This is a genomic window from Micromonospora sp. BL1, from assembly GCF_003667485.1.
GTDB lineage: Bacteria > Actinomycetota > Actinomycetes > Mycobacteriales > Micromonosporaceae > Micromonospora > Micromonospora tulbaghiae.
Genome location: NZ_RCVK01000248.1, coordinates 1 through 16,131, shown reverse-complemented (window position 1 = coordinate 16,131; position 16,131 = coordinate 1). Strand labels below are relative to the sequence as shown.

At 73.8% G+C, this 16,131-nt stretch carries 16 protein-coding genes; 7 read left to right on the top strand and 9 right to left on the bottom strand.

Going from position 1 to position 16,131, the window contains the following annotated elements; translation table 11 throughout:
• Nucleotides 1-5: 5 nt before the first annotated feature.
• Genes EAD96_RS16990 through EAD96_RS16970 form a run of 5 tightly spaced genes read right to left on the bottom strand, consistent with a single transcriptional unit; the run spans nucleotide 6 to nucleotide 7,546 of the window.
• Nucleotides 6-1,094: a uroporphyrinogen-III synthase gene (locus EAD96_RS16990; RefSeq protein ID WP_120573110.1), complete on the bottom strand. Its 1,089-nt coding sequence runs from the start codon at nucleotides 1,092-1,094 to the stop codon at nucleotides 6-8.
• The gene (gene nirD / locus EAD96_RS16985) at nucleotides 1,094-1,441 is read right to left on the bottom strand and encodes a nitrite reductase small subunit NirD (protein ID WP_120573111.1); all 348 of its coding nucleotides are present in this window, start codon (nucleotides 1,439-1,441) and stop codon (nucleotides 1,094-1,096) included. Before nirD ends, EAD96_RS16990 begins: the two co-directional genes overlap by 1 nt.
• Nucleotides 1,438-3,969 (bottom strand): nitrite reductase large subunit NirB, encoded by a 2,532-nt coding sequence (gene nirB, locus EAD96_RS16980; RefSeq protein WP_121685012.1) that lies wholly within the window; start codon nucleotides 3,967-3,969, stop codon nucleotides 1,438-1,440. The genes nirD and nirB overlap by 4 nt, the downstream gene beginning before the upstream one ends.
• Nucleotides 3,966-5,438 (bottom strand): FAD-dependent oxidoreductase, encoded by a 1,473-nt coding sequence (locus tag EAD96_RS16975; protein ID WP_121685011.1) that lies wholly within the window; start codon nucleotides 5,436-5,438, stop codon nucleotides 3,966-3,968. Before EAD96_RS16975 ends, nirB begins: the two co-directional genes overlap by 4 nt.
• The gene (locus tag EAD96_RS16970; RefSeq protein ID WP_121685010.1) at nucleotides 5,435-7,546 is read right to left on the bottom strand and encodes a molybdopterin oxidoreductase family protein; all 2,112 of its coding nucleotides are present in this window, start codon (nucleotides 7,544-7,546) and stop codon (nucleotides 5,435-5,437) included. Before EAD96_RS16970 ends, EAD96_RS16975 begins: the two co-directional genes overlap by 4 nt.
• 147 nt (nucleotides 7,547-7,693) lie before the next feature.
• Here EAD96_RS16970 and EAD96_RS16965 point away from each other — a divergent pair, with 147 nt between their 5' ends.
• Nucleotides 7,694-8,404 (top strand): class I SAM-dependent methyltransferase, encoded by a 711-nt coding sequence (locus EAD96_RS16965; protein WP_121685009.1) that lies wholly within the window; start codon nucleotides 7,694-7,696, stop codon nucleotides 8,402-8,404.
• Here the strand turns inward: EAD96_RS16965 and EAD96_RS16960 are convergent.
• Together EAD96_RS16960 and EAD96_RS16955 are read right to left on the bottom strand one after the other, a co-directional pair.
• Entirely contained in the window at nucleotides 8,377-8,976 is a 600-nt protein-coding gene (locus EAD96_RS16960; RefSeq protein ID WP_121685008.1) for a PIN domain-containing protein, read from the bottom strand. The genes EAD96_RS16965 and EAD96_RS16960 overlap by 28 nt on opposite strands.
• 40 nt (nucleotides 8,977-9,016) lie before the next feature.
• Nucleotides 9,017-9,484, bottom strand: a complete 468-nt coding sequence (locus EAD96_RS16955; RefSeq protein WP_121685007.1) for a helix-turn-helix domain-containing protein — start codon at nucleotides 9,482-9,484, stop codon at nucleotides 9,017-9,019.
• 175 nt (nucleotides 9,485-9,659) lie between these two features.
• Here EAD96_RS16955 and EAD96_RS16950 point away from each other — a divergent pair, with 175 nt between their 5' ends.
• The 6 genes from EAD96_RS16950 (at nucleotide 9,660) to glmM (ending at nucleotide 14,303) form a co-directional block, all read left to right on the top strand.
• Nucleotides 9,660-9,917 (top strand): DUF6364 family protein, encoded by a 258-nt coding sequence (locus EAD96_RS16950; RefSeq protein ID WP_181726592.1) that lies wholly within the window; start codon nucleotides 9,660-9,662, stop codon nucleotides 9,915-9,917.
• A complete protein-coding gene (locus EAD96_RS16945; protein ID WP_120573117.1) occupies nucleotides 9,907-10,200 on the top strand; it encodes a type II toxin-antitoxin system PemK/MazF family toxin in 294 nt (97 codons plus the stop codon). Before EAD96_RS16950 ends, EAD96_RS16945 begins: the two co-directional genes overlap by 11 nt.
• A gap of 124 nt (nucleotides 10,201-10,324) precedes the next feature.
• Nucleotides 10,325-11,692 carry an MFS transporter gene (locus tag EAD96_RS16940; RefSeq protein ID WP_121685006.1) on the top strand — a complete coding sequence of 456 codons (1,368 nt, stop codon included), beginning with the start codon at nucleotides 10,325-10,327 and terminating at the stop codon, nucleotides 11,690-11,692.
• Between the two features lie 209 nt (nucleotides 11,693-11,901).
• Complete coding sequence (rplM, locus tag EAD96_RS16935) at nucleotides 11,902-12,345, top strand: 50S ribosomal protein L13 (protein ID WP_013288574.1); 444 nt, start codon at nucleotides 11,902-11,904, stop codon at nucleotides 12,343-12,345.
• Between the two features lie 20 nt (nucleotides 12,346-12,365).
• Nucleotides 12,366-12,830, top strand: a complete 465-nt coding sequence (rpsI, locus tag EAD96_RS16930) for a 30S ribosomal protein S9 (protein WP_018784602.1) — start codon at nucleotides 12,366-12,368, stop codon at nucleotides 12,828-12,830.
• Nucleotides 12,831-12,947: 117 nt separating this feature from the next.
• A complete protein-coding gene (glmM, locus tag EAD96_RS16925; RefSeq protein ID WP_120573119.1) occupies nucleotides 12,948-14,303 on the top strand; it encodes a phosphoglucosamine mutase in 1,356 nt (451 codons plus the stop codon).
• A 56-nt stretch (nucleotides 14,304-14,359) separates the two neighbouring features.
• Here the strand turns inward: glmM and EAD96_RS16920 are convergent, their stop codons facing one another.
• The gene (locus EAD96_RS16920; RefSeq protein ID WP_121685005.1) at nucleotides 14,360-15,544 is read right to left on the bottom strand and encodes a pyridoxal phosphate-dependent aminotransferase; all 1,185 of its coding nucleotides are present in this window, start codon (nucleotides 15,542-15,544) and stop codon (nucleotides 14,360-14,362) included.
• A 31-nt stretch (nucleotides 15,545-15,575) separates the two neighbouring features.
• The coding region (locus EAD96_RS16915) for an MmpS family transport accessory protein (RefSeq protein WP_233585906.1) at nucleotides 15,576-16,131 on the bottom strand (556 nt) is incomplete at its 5' end.

The following is a 16,131-nucleotide window of genomic DNA, read 5'->3' as shown; positions in this document are numbered from 1 at the left end:
GCGGGTCAGTCGACCCGCAGGCGGTACCCCCGCTTGACCACCGTCTGCACCACGCGGGGCGCCTTCAGCCCGGCCCGCAGGCGGGCGACAGCCATCTCCACCGCGTGCTCGTCGGCGCCGCGCGGCAGCGTACGCAGCAGCGCGGTGCGGGAGAGCACCTTCCCGGGGGACGCGGCCAGCGCCCGCAGCACGGCCATCGGCGCCGGCGCGAGCTGACGCAGTTCCCCGTCCACCACCGCGGCGTGCCCGCGCAGCGTCAGCACGTGCCCGGCCGCCTTCACCGAGACCGTGCGCCGGGGCAGTTCCTCGACGATGGTGCGGACCAGCGCGCCCAGCCGGGCCCGGCTCGGCGCGCTCACCGGCACCCCGCGCCGGACCAGCGGCTCGGCGGTGACGGTGCCCACGCACCCGGCCAGCACGTCGCCGCGCAGCGCCTCCAGCACCGTCTCGGTACGGTCACCGGCCGCCCGCAGCAGAGCCTCGGCCGCCGGTGCCGAGGTGAACGTGACCGCGTCGACGAGACGCCCGGCGACCAGGTCGATGAGCCGGTGCAGCGGCGCCGGGTCGGCCGGCGGCGCCCACCGGTACACCGGCACCTCGATCACCGTGGCGCCGGCCGCCACCAGCGCGTCGGCGCACTCGGGCTGCCGCTCGCCGTGCAGCTGCATCGCCACCACCTGGCCGGCCACCCCGCGCCGGACCAGGTGCTCGACCACCTCGTCGCAGCTCTCCGACTCCGGGGACCAGTGCTCGCGCAGCCCGGCGGCCCGGATCGCACCGGTCGCCTTCGGACCGCGGGACACCACGTACGTGTGGGCGAGCGTGGTGCGCAGCGGCTCGGCCAGCCCCCAGCCCTCGGCCGCCTCCAGCCAGCCGCGCATGCCGATGCCGGTGTTGGCCATCAGCACGTCCGGCGGGTGTTCCAGGCAGGCCCGGGTGGCCTCACGCAGGTCGGTGTCGTCGGCCAGCGGGACGATCCGCAGCGCCGGGGCGAGCACCACCCGCGCCCCGCGCCGCTGGAGCAGCGCGGCCAGTTCGTCGCGCCGCCGGTCGGCGGTGACGCCGATGGTGAAGCCGGCCAGCTCGTCCCGCATCATTCCTCCTGCCGTAACCGCACCTCGACCAGGCCGTCCCGGCAGCGCACCGGGTGCCGGCGCAGCGTCACGCCCGGTAGGTCCAGGCACCGCCCGGTGGTGAGGTCGTAGACCTGCTTGTGCAGCGGCGAGGCGAGCGTGGGCACCCCGCCCCGGCTGCCGACCAGACCCCGGGACATGACGTACGCGCCGCCGACCGGGTCGAGGTTGTCCACCGCGTACAGGCCGTGCGCGGTGCGGAAGACCGCGACCTGCACGCCGTCGACGAGGGCGGCCACGCCCCGGTCGGGGTCGAGCCGGTCCAGCGGGCAGACCGGGGTCCAGTCCAGCGTGACGACGGGGCTCATCGGCGTACCTCCGGCAGGCCCAGCACGACGGGCTGGCGGCGGTGTCCGCCGTCCGGGGGCGCGCCCCGGGCCGGCACCGGCTGGCCCCGTTCCTGGGTGAACGTGATGGACGGGTCGGGCACGTCGGGCGCGTTGACGAAGGAGGTGAAGCGGCGCAGCCGGTCCGGGTCCTCCAGCACGTCGCGCCACTCGTCGGAGTAGCTCGCGACGTGCCGGGCCATCGCCGCGTCGAGGTCGGCGCAGAGCCCGAGCGAGTCGTCCACGAGCACCGACCGGAGGTGGTCCAGGCCGCCGTCCATGGCCTCGACCCAGGCGGCGGTGCGCTGCAACCGGTCGGCGGTGCGGATGTAGTACATGAGGAACCGGTCGATCAGCGTGACCAGCTCGGTGGTGCTCAGGTCGGTGGCGAACAGGTCGGCGTGCCGGGGCCGGAAGCCGCCGTTGCCGCCGACGTACAGGTTCCAGCCGCTTTCGGTGGCGATGATCCCGAAGTCCTTGCTCCGGGCCTCGGCGCACTCCCGGGCGCAGCCGGAGACCGCCGACTTGAGCTTGTGCGGTGCCCGCAGGCCCCGGTACCGCAGCTCCAGCGCGACCGCCAGCCCCACCGAGTCCTGTACGCCGTAGCGGCACCAGGTGTCGCCCACGCAGGACTTCACCGTGCGCAGCGCCTTGCCGTACGCGTGGCCGGACTCGAAGCCCGCGTCGACGAGCCGGCGCCAGATCTGCGGCAACTGGTCGACCCGCGCGCCGAACAGGTCGATCCGCTGCCCGCCGGTGATCTTCGTGTACAGCCGGAAGTCGCGCGCCACCTCGCCGATCGCGATCAGCTTCTCCGGGGTGATCTCCCCGCCGGGAATCCGCGGCACCACCGAGTAGCTGCCGTCGCGTTGCAGGTTCGCCAGGAAGTGGTCGTTGGTGTCCTGGAGCGACGCCTGCTCGCCGTCGAGCACGTGCCCGGTGCCCAGCGAGGCCAGGATCGAGGCCACCACCGGCTTGCAGATGTCGCATCCGCTCCCGCGCCCGTGCTCGGCGACGAGCCGGGAGAACGTGCGGATGCCCCGCACCCGGATCAGGTCGAACAGCTCCTGCCGGCTGTGGTCGAAGTGCTCGCACAACGCCGTCGACTGGCGTACCCCGGCGGCGTCCAGCAGCTGCTTGAGCATCGGCACGCAGGAGCCGCAGCTCGTACCGGCCCGGGTGCACGCCTTCAGCGCCGGCACGTCGGCCGCGCCGCCGGCGATGGCCGCGTCCAGGTCGGCCCGGGTCACCGCGTTGCAGGAGCAGACCTGCGCGCCGGCGGGCAACGCGCCCGCACCGGCGCCCGCGCCGCCGGCCGGCGCCAGCAGGGCCAGCGGGGGAGCGGGCAGCGGCCCGCCGACACTGGCCCGCAACGCCGGGTACGCGCTCGCGTCGCCGACCAGCACGCCGCCGAGCAGCGTCCGCGCGTCGTCGGAGAGGACCAGCTTCGCGTACGAGCGGGTGGCCGGGTCGGTGTACGTCACGTCGAGGCAGCCCGGGGTGACGCCGTGCGCGTCACCGAACGAGGCCACGTCCACACCGAGCAGCTTGAGTTTCGTCGCGGTGTCCGCGCCGGGGAACGTGGCCGCGCCGCCGAGCAGCCGGTCCGCCACCACCTCGGCGGTGGCGTACCCGGGCGCGACCAGTCCGTGGCAGACGCCGTCCACCGCCGCGCACTCGCCGACCGCCCAGATCCGCTCGTCGGCGGTCCGGCAGGCCGCGTCCACCAGCACGCCGCCGCGCGGGCCCAGCGGCAGCCCGGCCGCGCGGGCCAGCTCGTCGCGCGGTCTGATCCCGGCGGCCACCACCACCAGCTCCGCGTCGAGCGTGCGCCCGTCGGCCAGGTCGAGCGCGGCCACAGTGCCGTCCGGCCCGGGCCGCAGCGCCGTGGTGGCCACCCCGAGGTACGGCGTGACGCCCAGCTCCTCGACGTACCGCCGGAGCATCGCGCCGCCCGCCTCGTCCACCTGCACCGGCATCAGCCGGGGCGCGAACTCGACCACGCTGGTGGCGAGCCCGAGCAGCCGCAGCGCGTTCGCCGCCTCCAGCCCGAGCAGACCGCCACCGATCACCGCGCCGGCACGGCGGCCCCGGGCGTGCTCCCGGATCGCGGCCAGGTCGTCCAGCGTCCGGTAGACGAAGACGCCGGGCAGGTCGGTGCCGTCGACCGGCGGCACGAACGCGTACGAGCCGGTGGCGAGCACCAGCGCGTCGTACGGGTACTCGCCGGCCGCCGTGGTCACCACCCGCCGGGCCCGGTCGACGCCGGTGGCCGGTTCGCCCAGGCGCAGGTCCACTCCGGCGTCGGGGGTGTGCACCGTCAGCTCGTCGGCGTCCACCCCGTCGAAGACGGCCGAGAGCCGCACCCGGTCGTACGCCGGACGCCGTTCCTCGGCGAGGACCGTGACCCGCCACCGCCCGTCGGTGTCCCGGGCCCGCAGCGCCTCGACGAAGCGCTGCCCCACCATGCCGTTGCCGACGACGACCAGCCTGCTGATCCGCTCGGTCATGACGCCACCTCCACCGTCTCGCGTACCTCGTCGGTTGTGGACGGATCCGCCTCGGCGAGCCAGCCGGCGATGCCCGCCACCGCGTCCCGGCAGCTGCCGCAGCCGGTGGCGGCCCGGGTCGCCGCGGACAACGCCGCCGCCGTCCGGGCGCCCGCCCGCCAGCACGCCACCAGCGCGCCCTTGCTCACGTCGTTGCACCGGCACACGGTCGCGGCGTCCGGCATCAGCGCCGGTGACGCGGCCGGCCCGGCCGGCGTCTCGCCGAACGCCCGGCCGAGCAGCAGCGAACGCCGGTCCGCCGGCACCGGCGCGCCCCTGTCGAACAGCTGCACCACGGTGCCGACCGCCGGGTTGTCGCCGAGCAGGATCGCGCCGGTCAGCCGCTCGTCCCGGATGCGCAGCCGGGCGTAGGTGCCACGGGCCGGGTCGGCGAAGGTCAGCTCCTCGACCGGCCCGCCCGGGTCGCCCGTGCCGGCCACGTCGCCCATCGCGGCCAGGTCGATGCCGGCCGCCTTGAGTCGGGTCACCGCCGGTCGGGGCCGGTAGCGGGCCAGCGGGTCCGCACCGGTCAGCACGTCGGCCACCACCCGGGCCTGTGCCCAGGCGGGCGCGACCAGCCCGGTCAGCGTGCCGTCGTGCTGCGCGCAGTCGCCGATCGCGGAGATCCGCCGATCGCTCGTCCGCATCCGGTCGTCCACCACCACGCCCCGCTCGACGGCGAGCCCGGCCGCCGCGGCGAGCGCGGTGTCGGGGCGTACCCCGCAGCAGAGCACCAGCAGGTCGGCGGCGAGCGTCTCGTCGTCGCCCAGGTGCAGGCGGACGCCGTCGGCGCCGGCGGTCACGGCGGTCGCCGGCACCCCGAGCCGGGACCGGACGCCCAGGCCGGCGAGCGTGCCCGCGAGGACCGCGCCGGCCGGCGGGTCGAGCTGCCGTTCCATCAGGTGGCCGACCGGGTGGACCACAGTCACGTCGAGACCCCGGGCGGCCAGCCCGCGGGCCGCCTCCAGACCCAGCAGCCCGCCGCCGAGCACGATCACGCGCCGCGCGCCCTCGGCGGCGGCGAGGATCCGGCGGCAGTCGCCGAGTGTGCGGAACGGGACGACCCGCTCGGGCAGCGGGGCGAGTCCCGGCAGCGGCGGCACCACGGCCCGGCTGCCCGTGGCGAGCACCAGGTGGTCGTACCCGTGCCGCTCGCCGTCGTCGGTGACCACCTCGCGGGTGGCCCGGTCCACGGCGGTGACCGCCGCGCCGGTGCGGACCCCGACCTCCGGGCCGATTGCTTCGACCAGTTCCACGTCCGGCTCGCCGATGCGTCCGGCGAGCAGCGTGGAGAGCATGATCCGGTTGTACGCGCGGTGCGGCTCCGCCCCGAGCACTGTGATCCGCCGGTCCCCACCGCGCGCGTGCAGCTCGGCGGCGAGGCGGGCGCCGGCCATGCCGTAGCCGACGACGACGATGTGCTCGCTCATGCCGCCTCCACCCGGACCGCGCAGATCTTGAACTCGGGCATCCCGGAGACCGGGTCGAGGGCGTCGTTGGTGACCGAGTTGGCGCGTTGCGCGCCGGGCCAGTGGAACGGCGCGAAGACGGTGTCCGGCCGGATCGCGGTGCTGAGCCGGGCCGGTGCGCGCAGCTCACCCCGGCGGGAGACCACCCGTACCGGCGCCCCGTCGGTCACGCCGATCCGTGCCGCGAGGTCGGGATGCAGCTCGACGAAGCCGCCCGGCGCGGCGCGGCGCAACGCGGCCACCCGCCGGGTCTGCGCGCCGGACTGGTACTGCGCGAGCACCCGGCCGGTGGTGAAGTGCAGCGGGTAGTCGGCGCACACCGGCTCGGCGGCCGGCCGGTGGGTCACGGCGTGGAACCGGGCCCGGCCGTCCGGGGTGGGGAAGCGGTCGGCGAACAGCCGGGGGGTGTCCGGGCCGTCCCGGTCCGGACAGGGCCAGAACACGCCGGTGTCGGCGTCGATCCGGTCCCAGGTGATCCCGGCGTAGTCGGCCGGCCCGCCGGCCGAGGCCCGGCCCAGCTCCGCGAACACCTCGCGCGGATCGGCCGGCAACGGCGTCCCGCCGCCGCTCAGCCGTTCCGCGAGCGCGGCGAGGATCTCCAGCTCGGTACGGACGCCGGCGGGTGGTTCGCGCAGCGCCCGGCGGCGCAACACCCGGCCCTCCAGATTGGTCATCGTCCCGTCCTCCTCGGCCCACTGGGCGACCGGCAGCACGACGTCGGCCAGCTCGGCCGTCTCGGAGCGGACGAAGTCCGCCACCACGAGCAGGTCCAGGGCACGCAGCCGGGACTCGACCCGCGCCGCGCGGGGCGCGGACACGACCGGGTTGGAACCGAACACCAGCAGCGCCCGCGCGCCCGACGGCGTGCCGAGCGCGTCGAGGAGCTGGTACGCCGGAACGCCCGGCCCGGGCAGCGCGTCCGGGTCGACGCCCCACACCCCGGCGACGTGCTCCCGGGCCGCCGGGTCGTCGATACGCCGGTAGCCGGGGAGCTGGTCGGCCTTCTGCCCGTGCTCCCGGCCGCCCTGCCCGTTGCCCTGCCCGGTCAGGCAGCCGTAGCCGGAGCCGGGACGGCCGGGCAGGCCCAGGGCGAGCGCCAGATTGATGAAGGCGGTGACCGTGTCGACCCCCTTGGCGTGCTGCTCGGCGCCCCGCGCGGTGAGGACGACCGCGCGGTCCACTGTGGCCAGCGCGCGGGCGGTCGCGTACAGGTCGGCCACCGGCACGCCGGAGAGTCGTTCCACCTCCGCCGGCCAGTAGCCGGCCACCGTCCGCCGGACCTCGTCGAAGCCGGTGGTCCGCTCCGCGACGTACGCCCGGTCCAGCCAGCCCTCGGTGAGCGCGATGTGCAGCAGCGCGTTCGCCACCGCGAGGTCGGTGCCGGGCAGGGGTTGCAGGTGCAGGTCGGCCTGGCGGGCGGTGGCGGTGGCGCGCGGGTCGACCACGATCAGCCGACCGCCGCGTTCCCGCAGGTCGGTGACGTGCCGCATCAGCGGTGGCATGGTCTCGGCCGGGTTCGCGCCGACCAGCAGCAGCGTGTCCGCGCGGCCGAGGTCGGCGAGCGGGAACGGCAGTCCGCGGTCGATCCCGAACGCCCGGTTCCCGGCCGCGGCGGCCGACGACATGCACCAGCGCCCGTTGTAGTCGATGTGCCGGGTCCGCAGCGTCACCCGGGCGAAGCGGCCGAGCGCGTACGCCTTCTCGTTGGTGAGTCCGCCGCCGCCGAAGACGGCCACCGCGTCCGGCCCGTGGCGGTGCTGCACGTCCCGGACCCCGGCGGCGACGCGGTCGAGCGCCTCGTCCCAGGTCGCCGGCCGCAGCTCGCCGCCGGGCCGGTCGCGCAGCAGCGGCCCGGTGAGCCGCTCCGGGTGGTCGAGCAGGTCGGCAGCGGTCCAGCCCTTCTGGCACAGCCCGCCCCGGTTGGTGGGGAAGTCGCGTGCGGCGACCTCGACGCCGTCACCGGTGGCGCGCAGCACCATGCCGCACTGCAACGCGCAGTACGGGCAGTGCGTGGCGGCCTCGACGGGGCGTGACCCCGTTCGCGTCGCCGTGCGTGCACCGTCTGTCATGTCGGAAAAGCGTGCCGTCGGGCGGTTTCCGGTCCGGGTCTGCTCTGTTTCGGTCCTGTCACGACCGCTTCACACCGCACGTGGGTGACGTCGTCCTCCGCGGGGTTTACAATGTGGGAAACTTGTCTCAAATAACGGGAGGCTCCGATGAGCGTGGCGGACGCGTTCGACGCGGTGGCCGGGAGCTACGACCAGGCCCGGCGCCGCCTGGTGCCCTGCTTCGACGCCTTCTACGGCACCGCTGTCGAGGTGGCCGCGCCGCCGCTGCGCGCCGCGCTCGCCGCCGGCCGTACCCCCGAGGTGCTGGACCTGGGCGCGGGCACCGGCCTGCTGTCCCTGCTGCTGGCCGCGGCCGTCCCCGGGGTCCGCCTGACGCTCGTGGACGGCGCCCCCGGCATGCTCGCGGTGGCCGCCGGGAACCTCGACGCCCGGGGCGTGCCGCACCGCACGGTCCACGCCGACCTGGCCGACCCGCTGCCCGCCGGCCGGTACGACGCGGTGGTGTCCGCGCTGGCCATCCACCACCTCGACGACTCCGGCAAGCGGGCGCTGTACCGGCGGGCCGCTGACGCGCTGGTCCCCGGCGGGGTTTTCGTCAACGCCGAGCAGGTGGCCGGACCGACCTCGGCGCTGGACCGCCGCTACGACGAGGTGTGGACGGCGCGGATCACCGAGCTGGGCTCCGACGCCGAGGAGATCGCCGGCGCGCGGGAGCGGATGCGGCACGACCGGCCGGCCCCGGTGGCCGATCAGTGCCGGTGGCTGGCCGAGGCGGGACTGGTGGACGTGGACTGCTTCTTCAAGGAATGGCGCTTCGCGGTCTTCGGCGGTCAGCGGCCGGGGGGATCGGCGAGATGATTCTCGAGCCGCTCGGCGAAACGGGGTGCGCCGGCCTTCCGTAAGTGGGCGATCAACTCGACCGCGTCCTTGTCCTCTGAAACGAGGCTGCGCCGGTAGTAGTCGATCTGCCGCGCCAATGCCCGCAGAACCAGGGGCATCGAACGGTCGGCCGCCCAGCCGAGGAACTCGTCGCCGGTGAGGACCGACAGGGATTCCCGTACGCATTCCGGGGGAAAGGCGCGCCGGTCGTCGGTCACCAGGATGTCGGCGCGGCCATGGACGGCGGCGGCCAGGACATGCCGGTCGTCCGGGTCCGGCGGGCACGGCACGTCGTTCGGCGAATAGCCGGTGACGAGGCCGTACGGAAATGCCTGGACGAAACGACGCCGCTGCCCACCGATCGCCTGCTCGGAATGCTCGGGCCGCTTGCGGCGCAGGCGGTACATCCATTCCGCCAGGACGTCCTCGCTGTACCGCAGATCGAAGACGGCGCAGTCGCCTTCGAGCGCGAGAAGGCTGATCCAGTCGCGAAGGGTCCTGGAATAGAGAACGTTCGCGTCCAGGAACACCAGGGCGGCGCTGGGGATCACAGTGGACACCCTACCCAGCGCCCCTTGGCCGGTCCGGGAACTACACGTCGTCGGTGAAGCCCAGCGCGTCGGACTCCCACATCAGGGCCTCGTACGACTTCCGTCGCTCTTCCATCTGTCGTTGCCGGAAAGCGAGGACGTCGCGGAGAAAGAGGCGCCGGTGGCTCCCGACCCGGTGGGACGCGATCGACCCGTTCTCCACCAGACGGACGAGTGTGGGGCGGGACATGCCGAGCAGTTTCGCCGCCTCGGTCGTCGTCAGTTCGCGGGAGATGGCGCTGATCGCGACGCCGTCGCCGCGGGCGAGCATCGCCGAGATCTGATGGAGGACGTCGAACATCTGGGCGGGAACCTCGACCTCTTCGCCGTCCGCAGAGACGAGGCGGGCCACGCCCCCGCCTGCGGCAAGGGGGTGCCGCACGAGGAACTCCTCCATGGCGGCTGCCTTCCGGCGCTCCGCTCCCTCGGTGGGCATGACCGAGGCGGCCATGCCGGTGCTGAGGCTCATGACGGCTCCCTGTGGCAGACGTGGCTCGCGTCCCAACCGTTCGGACTGACACCATCGTCGCTTCCAAGTGCAACATCCGCAACTGGCTTCGGTTGTTTCACCTGATGATGTCCTAATCCCCGATCGATGGGGACGAGGATGACTACTGGTCATACCGATGGGTAGTCTTCGCGGCATGACCGCCAAGGTGACGCTGTCGTTCTCCGACGAGACGATCGAGGAGGCACGCCGGTTCGCCAAGCGGGAAGGGCTCTCCCTCTCCGCCTGGATGGACCAGGCCGCCCGGGAGAAGGCGCTGCGCGAGGTCTTCACCGCGCACGCCGACGCGGTCGGCCGGGCCGGCCTGGACCTGGAATCCGCCGCCCTGGCCGACGCCCAGGAGGCCGCGCTCGTCGACGACGCCCTGTTCGGCGGGCGTCCGCGTGCTGCGTAGGGGCGAGGTCTGGCGCATCTCCGGCGCCCGGGAACGGTTCGGCCTGGTGATCAGCTCCGACGTCTACAACGCCACGGCGGTGCCGATCGTGATCGTGGCCGAGGTGGTCGAGGAGTCGCTGCTGCGCGACTCGCCGCTCGCCGTGCGGATGGGCCCGTACGTGGTGATGCCCGACCGGATCTCCTCACCGATGAAGAAGTGGTTCACCGAGTGCGTGGACGTGGCCGACACCGAGACCATGCAGCGGGTCGGCCGGGCGCTGCGGATCCTCCAGGAGCTGTGACCGTCTCACCGGCGCCGTCCGGCGGACGTGCGATCTCCGTTGCCGGGCCGACGCGCGCGGGGCACGCCGGGGAAACCACGGGCTGAGAGCGTCCCCCTCGTCATCGACGAGGAGGAGTCCGTCAGTGAGCACGCTCGTTTCCGCACCGACCACGCCGCCGGCCACCACCGCCGGCCGGCTCACCGAATGGCGGCCGGAGGATCCGGCGTTCTGGGCGGCCGGCGGCGCCCGGGTGGCCCGGCGCAACCTGTACGTCTCGATCTTCGCCGAGCACGTCGGCTTCTCCGTGTGGAGCCTCTGGTCCGTCACGGTGCTGTTCCTCGGCCCCGAGTACGGCATCGACCCGGCCGGGAAGTTCCTGCTCACCGCCGTGCCGGCCGCGCTGGGTGCGGTGCTGCGGCTGCCGTACACGCTGGCCGTGGCCCGCTTCGGCGGCCGGAACTGGACCATCGTGAGCGCGCTGCTGCTGCTCGTACCGGCGGTGCCGATGGCCGTGCTGATCGAGCCCGGGGTGTCGTACGCCACGCTGATGGTGCTCGCCTGCCTGTCCGGCGTCGGCGGCGGCAACTTCGCCTCGTCGATGGCGAACATCAACCTGTTCTTTCCGGAGCGGCTCAAGGGCCGGGCGTTGGGGCTCAACGCCGGCGGCGGCAACCTGGGCGTACCGGCCGTGCAACTGGTCGGGCTGGCGGTGCTGGCGACGGCCGGCGCCGCGTACCCCCGGCTCGTGCCGGCGGTCTACCTGCCGCTGATCGTGCTGGCCGCGCTGGCCGCGGCCCGCTGGCTGGACAACGTGCCGGGGGCGCGCAACGAGCCGGGCGCGCTGCGCGCGGCGGCCCGCGACCCGCACACCTGGGTGATGTCGGTGCTCTACGTGGGCACGTTCGGCTCGTTCATCGGCTTCGGGTTCGCCTTCGGCCAGGTGCTCCAGCTCCAGTTCCACGACCGGTTCCCGACGCCCGTCGACGCGGCCTGGCTGACCTTCCTCGGCCCGCTGATCGGGTCGCTGATCCGGCCGGTGGGCGGTCAGCTCGCCGACCGGCTGGGCGGGGCCCGGGTGACGTTCTGGAACTTCGTGGCGATGGCGGCCGGCGCCGGGCTGGTGCTGTACGCCGCCCGGGAGCGGTCGTTCCCGCTCTACCTGGCCGGGTTCCTGGCGCTGTTCGTCTTCTCCGGCATCGGCAACGGCTCGACGTACAAGATGATCCCGGCGATCTTCCGGGCCCGGGCCGTCACGGAGACTGAGCTGACCGGCGACCCGGAGGCGGCGCAGCGGCGGGCCCGGCGCCTGTCCGGCGCGGTGATCGGCATCGCCGGCGCGGTCGGCGCGTCCGGTGGAGTGCTGGTGAACGTGGCGTTCCGGCAGTCGTTCCTGACCTCCGGCACTGCCGACGCCGCCTACCTGGCCTTCATCGGGTGGTACGCGCTCTGCTTCCTGGTGACGTGGGTGGTCTACCTGCGTCCTGGACCGCGTACGCTGGTCGGCGTGTGACCTGTGCCATGACGAACCCGCAGGCCACGCACGGCGCGACCCCGTTTTGACCTGCCGCCGGGCGGCCGGGTATCGTTGCCTGCTGTTGTACGACATTCTTAGGCGTGCCGCATCAGGTACGCTTGGTCGTTCGTGCGCGCTGGTCCGGCTGGGAACTCCTGGTCACCTCGGCGCGCGACCCCAGACCGACGACGAGACAAGGTAGACCTGTGCGTACGTACAGCCCGAAGCCGGGTGAGATCGAGCGTCAGTGGCACGTCATCGACGCCTCTGATGTCGTGCTGGGCCGCCTGGCGACCCACGCCGCCACGCTCCTGCGTGGCAAGCACAAGCCGACTTTCGCGCCGCACGTCGACACGGGCGACTTCGTCGTCATCGTGAACGCGGGCAAGGTCGCGCTGACCGGCAACAAGCGCCAGACCAAGGTCGCTTACCGCCACTCCGGTTACCCGGGTGGTCTGAAGCGGGTCGGCTACGACGAGCTGCTGACCAAGCGGCCCGAGCGGGCCATCGAGCTGGCCGTGAAGGGCATGCTCCCGCACAACAAGCTGGGCCGTCAGCTTCTCAAGAAGCTGAAGGTCTACGCCGGTGCCGAGCACCCGCACACCGCGCAGCAGCCGGTGCCGTTCGAGATCAAGCAGATCGCGCAGTGAGCGCGGGCGAAGGAAGCAGCATGACCGACATCACCGCCACCGAGGTCGCCCCCGAGGCCACCGAGGCGCCGGCGCCCGTCGCGCGCGCGCCCCGTGGTGACCGCCCGATCCAGACCGTGGGTCGGCGCAAGGAAGCCATCGTCCGGGTCCGGATCGTGCCGGGCACCGGCAAGATCACCTGCAACGGCCGCGACCTCGAGGCCTACTTCCCGAGCAAGGTGCACCAGCAGCTCATCAAGGACCCGCTGGTCACCGCCGAGAAGCCCGAGGCGTTCGACGTGATCGCCAACCTGCGTGGCGGCGGCACCACCGGCCAGGCCGGCGCGCTGCGGCTCGCCATCGCCCGGGCGCTGATCGTCAGCGAGCCCGACGACCGCCCGGCCCTGAAGAAGGCCGGCTTCCTGACCCGTGACGCCCGGGTCAAGGAGAGCAAGAAGTACGGCCTCAAGAAGGCCCGTAAGGCTCCCCAGTACTCGAAGCGCTGATCACCACAAGCGTCTTGTACTTCTGACGGACGGCCGGTTCGCCTCCCCTTCCGGGAGGCGGGCCGGCCGTTCCGCGTTTCTCTCCTCTCATCGGCAGTTCCACGGAGGTTGGCGGGTATGGGCCGGTTGTTCGGCACGGACGGCGTACGCGGGCGGGCGAACGCGGATCTCACCCCGGAGTTGGCGCTGGCGGTCGCGGTGGCCGCGGCCCACACGCTGGCCGAGACCGACAAGAGTCATCCGCCGCTCGCGGTGGTCGGCCGGGACACCCGGGCCAGCGGCGAGATGCTGGAGGCGGCGGTGGTCGCCGGGCTCACCAGCGCCGGCGCCAACGTGGTCCGGGTGGGCGTGCTGCCCACCCCGGCGGTGGCGTTCCTCACTGCCGAGATCAAGGCCGACCTGGGCGTGATGCTCTCCGCCTCGCACAACCCGATGCCGGACAACGGCATCAAGCTGTTCGCCGCCGGCGGGCACAAGCTGCCCGACGAGATCGAGATGCGGATCGAGGAGGCGGTGAAGGCCAACGCCACAACCGCCTGGAAGCGCCCGATCGGCGCCGGCGTGGGCCGGGTCAACGACCTGCTCGACGGCGCCGACCACTACGTGCAGCACCTGGTCGGCACCGTGCCGCACCGCCTCGACGGCATCAAGGTCGTGGTCGACTGCGCCAACGGCGCGGCGGCCGACGTCGCACCGGTCGCCTACCGGGAGGCCGGCGCCGAGGTGATCGCCATCCACGCCGAGCCGGACGGGCTCAACATCAACGACGAGTGCGGCTCCAACCACATCGACGCGCTGCGCGCCGCCGTGGTCGAGCACGGCGCCCACCTCGGCATCGCCCACGACGGCGACGCCGACCGCTGCGTCGCGGTCACCGCCGACGGCGACGAGGTCGACGGCGACCAGGTCATGGCGATCCTCGCGCTGGCCATGCGGGACGCCGGCGAGCTGACCCAGGACACCCTGGTCGCCACCGTGATGAGCAACCTCGGTCTCCGGCTGGCCATGTCCGAGCACGGCATCCGGCTGGTCGAGACCAAGGTCGGCGACCGGTACGTACTGGAGGAGCTGCGCGCCTCCGGCCTGGCGCTCGGCGGCGAGCAGAGCGGGCACATCGTGCTGCCCGCGTACGCCACCACCGGCGACGGCGTGCTGACCGGCCTGCACCTGATGGCGCGGATGGCCGCCACCGGTACCTCGCTGGCCGAGCTGGCCGCCGTGGTCACCAAGCTGCCCCAGGTGCTGATCAACGTGCCGGTCGGCGACCGTACCGTCGGCGCCGCCGCACCCGCCGTCCGGGCCGAGGTCGAGCGCGCGGAGGCGGAGCTGGGCGAGACCGGCCGGGTGCTGCTGCGCCCCTCCGGCACCGAGCCGCTGGTCCGGGTCATGGTCGAGGCGGCCACCGAGGACACCGCGCGCGATGTCGCCGAGCGCATCGCCGAGCAGGTACGCACCGCCAGCCCGGTCGCCTGACGCCACACCGGGTCGCCTGAGCCACGCCGCCCGCCGGGATCTCATCGGCGGGCGGTTCAGTTCGCGCGCAGGCGGCGCAGCCGGGTCACCGCCTCGGCCAGCACCTCCGGCCGCTTGCAGAACGCGAACCGGACCAGCCGGCGGCCGGCCTCCACGTCGTCGTAGAACACCTGAGTGGGCACCGCCACCACACCGCAGCGCTCGGGCAGCGCCCGGCAGAACTCCACCCCGTCCCGGCCACCGAGCGGCGTGACGTCGGCGGTGACGAAGTAGGTGCCCTCCGGCGCGAGCACGCCGAACCCGGCGTCGGCCAGCCCGGCGGCGAGCTGGTCCCGCCGCCGTTGCATGTCGTCCCGGAACCCGGTGAAGTACGCGTCCGGCAGCGCGAGCGCCACCGCCACCGCCGGTTGCAGCGGTCCGGCGTTGACGAACGTCAGGAACTGCTTCACCCGCAGCGCGGCGGCCACCAGTGGGGCCGGCCCGCTCACCCAGCCGACCTTCCAGCCGGTGCAGGAGAACGTCTTCCCGGCCGACGAGATGCGCAGCGTCCGCTCCCGCATGCCCGGCAGCGTGGCCAGCGGTACGTGCGGCGCGGCGGCGTCGGTGAACACCAGGTGCTCGTAGACCTCGTCGGTGACCGCGTACACGTCGTGCTCCCGGCACAGTTCGGCCACCGCTGCCAGCTCGTCGGCGGTGAAGACCTTGCCGGTCGGGTTGTGCGGCGAGTTCAGCAGCACCATCCGGGTACGCGGCCCGAACGCGGCGCGCAGCTCGTCCGGGTCGAACGCGTACCGGCCGTCGGCGCCGGGACGCAGCGTCACCGGGCGGCGGACCGCACCGGCCAGCGCGATCGAGGCGGCGTACGAGTCGTAGTACGGCTCGAAGCAGATCACCTCGTCACCCGGCTCGCACAGTGCGAGGATGCTCGCCGCGACCGCCTCGGTGGCGCCGGCCGTCACCACGATCTCGCCGTCCGGGTCGTACTCCAGACCCCAGAACCGGCGCTGGTGCTCGGCGACGGCGGCGCGCAGCGCGGGGATCCCCGGGCCGGGCGGGTACTGGTTGTGGCCGGTACGCAGCGCCTCGGCCGCGGCGGCGAGCATCTCCGGCGGGCCGTCGGTGTCCGGGAAGCCCTGCCCGAGGTTGACCGCGCCGGTGCGCACGGCCAGCGCGGACATCTCGGCGAAGACGGTGGTGCCGAACGGCCGCATCCGGGCCACCAGGGGATCGGTCGTCGTCACGGCGGCCAGCCTACGGCCCGCCGCCGACTGCTCACCAGCCGAAGCAGGTCGCGCCGTACTCGCCCGAGTCCGTGGAGACGACCTTGCCGTTGACTGTGATCCGGCAGGTCACCTCGCCGGACTCGACCGGGCTCGCGATGATCTGCACCCGCTCGCGGTCGTTCGCGGTGAGGCTCAGCCGCCAGGGCGTGTCCACGGCGCCGGGCTGGTGGAAGTTCGCGTCCGCGTCGTAGAACTGCACCTCCGCCTCGCCGTCGGTGGCTGTGACCTCGTACAGGACGGTGAACCTGCCGGGTCCGCCGGAAGGGGTGGTGACCGGTCGGGCCGGGGGACCGGTGGGCTCGTCGGCCCATCCGTCGGGCTCGCCGTACAGCGGCCCGTCGTACCGGTCGCCGGAGGCCGTCCCGTCGGTCATGGAGCGGCCGAGGAAGGACAGCCCGACGCAGCCGCAGACGATCAGTGCGAGGACGGTGACGATGCCGATCACCAGGCCGATCGCCCAGCCACCGCCGCTGCGGCGCGGCGGCATGCCCGGATACGCGTACGGCGGCGGGTAGGGCCCGGGCGGGTAGGCGCCGGGTTGGTAG

Coding starts and splice junctions, on each gene's coding strand:
- nirD (WP_120573111.1), bottom strand. CDS start 1,441: ATGAGCCCCGTCGTCACGCTGGACTGGACCCCGGTCTGCCCGCTGGAC.
- EAD96_RS16975 (WP_121685011.1), bottom strand. CDS start 5,438: ATGAGCGAGCACATCGTCGTCGTCGGCTACGGCATGGCCGGCGCCCGC.
- rpsI (WP_018784602.1), top strand. CDS start 12,366: ATGACCGACATCACCGCCACCGAGGTCGCCCCCGAGGCCACCGAGGCG.
- EAD96_RS16970 (WP_121685010.1), bottom strand. CDS start 7,546: ATGACAGACGGTGCACGCACGGCGACGCGAACGGGGTCACGCCCCGTC.
- EAD96_RS16950 (WP_181726592.1), top strand. CDS start 9,660: ATGACCGCCAAGGTGACGCTGTCGTTCTCCGACGAGACGATCGAGGAG.
- nirB (WP_121685012.1), bottom strand. CDS start 3,969: ATGACCGAGCGGATCAGCAGGCTGGTCGTCGTCGGCAACGGCATGGTG.
- glmM (WP_120573119.1), top strand. CDS start 12,948: ATGGGCCGGTTGTTCGGCACGGACGGCGTACGCGGGCGGGCGAACGCG.
- EAD96_RS16955 (WP_121685007.1), bottom strand. CDS start 9,484: ATGAGCCTCAGCACCGGCATGGCCGCCTCGGTCATGCCCACCGAGGGA.
- EAD96_RS16990 (WP_120573110.1), bottom strand. CDS start 1,094: ATGCGGGACGAGCTGGCCGGCTTCACCATCGGCGTCACCGCCGACCGG.
- EAD96_RS16965 (WP_121685009.1), top strand. CDS start 7,694: ATGAGCGTGGCGGACGCGTTCGACGCGGTGGCCGGGAGCTACGACCAG.